The organism is Parvibaculum sp., from assembly GCF_049672805.1.
Lineage (GTDB): Bacteria > Pseudomonadota > Alphaproteobacteria > Parvibaculales > Parvibaculaceae > Parvibaculum.
Window position 1 is genome coordinate 1 of sequence record NZ_JBATWS010000080.1, and the last position, 2391, is coordinate 2391.

The 2391-nt window shown below is 61.4% G+C and carries 3 protein-coding genes; all 3 read right to left on the reverse strand.

Features of this window, described 5'->3' with window-relative positions; all coding sequences use genetic code 11:
- The coding region (locus tag WBF74_RS02595; protein ID WP_424434731.1) for an FkbM family methyltransferase at nt 1-322 on the reverse strand (322 nt) is incomplete at its 3' end.
- Between the two features lie 160 nt (nt 323-482).
- Complete coding sequence (locus WBF74_RS02600) at nt 483-1238, reverse strand: class I SAM-dependent methyltransferase (protein ID WP_424434734.1); 756 nt, start codon at nt 1236-1238, stop codon at nt 483-485.
- Between the two features lie 71 nt (nt 1239-1309).
- A partial coding sequence (locus WBF74_RS02605; RefSeq protein ID WP_424434737.1) for an RsmB/NOP family class I SAM-dependent RNA methyltransferase occupies nt 1310-2391 on the reverse strand: 1082 nt, incomplete at its 5' end.

Below are 2391 nucleotides of genomic sequence, written 5' to 3' on the forward strand. Positions count from 1 at the left end.
GGATGCTGAGCGTGTTCGTTGCCGGAACGTCTGACAGGCCCTCAGCAACGATGGTGATGTTTCGCAAGCCCCGAAGCGAGACCACCTTTTTCAGAATGGAGAGCGCATAGGAGCCCGGTTCGAAAGCATAGACGGTACCGGAGGGCACCATTTTCGAAAAAAGCTTCGAGTGCTGGCCGGAATGGGCACCGACATCAATGATGACACCATCCTTGGGAACGAGCGGGCTTAAACGCTGCGCAAGATCGCGGTGATATTGATAGGCGAGTGCCTTGAAGAGATGGGCGATCCAGGTCACACGCTGGCGGAAGGTTAGTTTCACTTGTTTCCCAATCATTTCAGCGGGGGGCATTTGTGCCCGGAGTTTCATGCTCTGTGTTGAACGCTGCCTGATTTTCGGTCAGTACACTGATTTATATGACGAGCGTTCCGGTCGGTAGTGTTGATCCAGCGTGACGCTGCAAATGGAACGAAAAGGCGGTTCAGCGCTTGCGGGCCAGCACTTTCAGGGCGGGCTTGTGGCTCCAGATGAAGCGGATGACATCAAAGCCGTGCTGGTCGAGGAAGCGTGTCATTGCGTCCTTCGTGAAATAGATGATGTGATCTGGCGGGAAAACCTGATCCCAGTCGGTGAAGCGCTTCGGCACGCGCCAATGGCCTGCATCCGGCGTGGTGAGATAGAGGACCGCGCCCTGTGCAAGCCTTGGCACCAGCGCTTCAAAATAGGCATGGGGGTCGGGGATGTGTTCGATGACTTCGGTGAAGAAGGCCAAGTCGAAGGGGCCCCAGTCTGCCGGCATGGTTTCAAGCGGACCCTGATGATATTTCCCGGCGGGGAAAATCTTCCGGGCCGTGTTCACGCTTACCGAGTCGATGTCGATGCCATGGGCATCAAGCCCAAGCTCGCGCGCGGCCTCGACCGTGGTGCCGATATTGCAGCCGAGATCGATGAAGCGCTTTCCCTTTGCCAGATGCATGTAGCGCTTCAGCCGCTTGCGGGAGCGCGCCACCTTCTTCTTTGTCTTGACGATATAGAGGTCGTTCGAAGCGTAATCCTCATAGATGTCTGCAATCTGCTCCAGCGCAGGCAGGGGATGCACCACGCAGAGGCCGCAGGTCGTGCAGCGGAATATCTCATGGCCCTTATGGGCGCCGAGAGGAATGAACGCGACGCCGCTACACACCATGCAGCTCGGAGGAGGGGTGGGGGTGAGCGGGCTGGGAGACGTATCTGGCACGAGTATCTTTCCGGAAATGACGTTGGTCAGCCTGCCTTTGAGGTCCGCTTCCGTCAATTGCTATTGGCGTGTCACAGGCGGGTGAGGCGGGCGGCGAAGAAACCGTCCATGCCGCCTTCGACGCTCATATGGCAGGGCAGGCTGCGCAGGTCGCCTTCACCTGTGACGATGTCGCTCATGCCGCCCAGTTCGTCTGCGGAGATGGGCAGATGGCGGAAGCCGCGATTTGTGGCGAGGAAGCTTTCGATCTGCCGTTCGCCTTCTTCGGGTTCAAGCGAGCAGGTGCAATAGACGAGTGTGCCCCCCGGCGCGAGAAGGGAGGCTGCATTGGCGAGAAGTCGCGCCTGCAGGGCGGTGAGCTTGTCGCGGTCGGCGGGGGATTTGAGACGCAGCACATCCGGGTGGCGGCGTGCCGTGCCGGTGGCGCTGCAGGGTGCGTCCAGCAGGATCAGTTCCCATTGTCGGCCCGGCGCGTAGCTGGCGGCATCTGCCACCACGGTTTCAGCGGTGAGGCCGAGACGCTCCAGATTTTCGGTGAGGCGGACAAGGCGCGGTTTTGAGCGATCAAGCGCAGTGACATTTGCTCCTGCTGCGGCGAGCGCCACCGTCTTGCCGCCGGGGGCGGCGCAAAGGTCGAGCACATCGCGCCCCGCGACATCGCCGAGCAGTTTCACGGGCAGGGCGGCCGCAGCGTCCTGCACCCACCACGCCCCTTCTGAAAAGCCCGGCAGTTCTTCGACGCGGCCAGCCTCTTCCAGCCGCAGCGAGCCGGTGGGGAGGATGGTGGCGCCAAGCCGCTCTGCCCAGAGCGCGCGCTCTTCCGCCCGCTTTACGGAAATATCGAGAGGCGGGTCATTGTAGTGGGCGCGGATGATGCGGCGCGTCATCTCCTCGCCATAGGTCGCGCACCAGCTTTCCCAAAGCCAGTCCGGCGTATCGAGGCGTTCGGCATCCAGCGTTGCAAGGATTGCATCGCCCTCGCGGGTGAGGCGGCGAAGCACGGCATTGACCAGCGCCTTGTAATGGCGTGCCGTGCTGTCCTGCGCGGCGGCTTCCACATTCATGGCGACGGCGGCGTGAGAGGCAACACGGAGAAACAGGATCTCGGCGGCACCGGCACGGAGAATGTTTTCCGTCGGCCCGGCGCGTTTCG